This window comes from Domibacillus sp. PGB-M46, from assembly GCF_022668875.1.
Classification (GTDB): domain Bacteria; phylum Bacillota; class Bacilli; order Bacillales; family Domibacillaceae; genus Domibacillus.
Genome location: NZ_JAKGCR010000067.1, coordinates 1 through 630, shown reverse-complemented (window position 1 = coordinate 630; position 630 = coordinate 1). Strand labels below are relative to the sequence as shown.

The 630-nt window shown below is 40.6% G+C and carries 1 tRNA gene; it reads right to left on the bottom strand.

Features of this window, described 5'->3' with window-relative positions:
* Window positions 1–473 precede the first annotated feature (473 nt).
* Window positions 474–549, bottom strand: a tRNA-His gene (locus tag L2D08_RS23600).
* Window positions 550–630: the final 81 nt, after the last annotated feature.

The following is a 630-nucleotide window of genomic DNA, read 5'->3' as shown; positions in this document are numbered from 1 at the left end:
GTTTGACTTGCTCACTTGTTTCTATTAAAACACGGGGTGTTTTTAATAGAAGATAAAAATTTAAAACGTTGACGTTTATTTTGTTCAGTTTTCAAAGATCAATTCTCTTTTCTGTCATCTCCGACAGCTAAATAATCATATCATATCCTCATTCACACGTCAACACTTTAAAAGAAAAAATGTTATTTCTTTAAAATGATGAAGATGTAAATCAGTTTGTTTGAGCTCCTCTTTTTTACTGGCGATTTCATAACATAACACAAGCTTTCTTACGAAATCAATAGGGATTTATTAAAAATATTATTTTTCCGGAATAGCATTTTAACTGCTTCCAAATTTCACAAATCCTCCATTCGCTAAATGGAATGACGAAAGTCATCAAAGCAAATAATATGGAGGCGGCAACCGGACTCGAACCGGTGGTAAAGGTTTTGCGGACCTTGGCCCTACCGTTGGACTATAGCCCAAAAATATGGGGCGATCGATGGGAATCGAACCCACGAGTGTCGGAGCCACAATCCGATGCGTTAACCACTTCGCCACGACCGCCATGCTGGTGGAGGGGGGCAGATTCGAACTGCCGAACCCGAAGGAGCGGATTTACAGTCCGCCGCGTTTAGCCACTTCGCT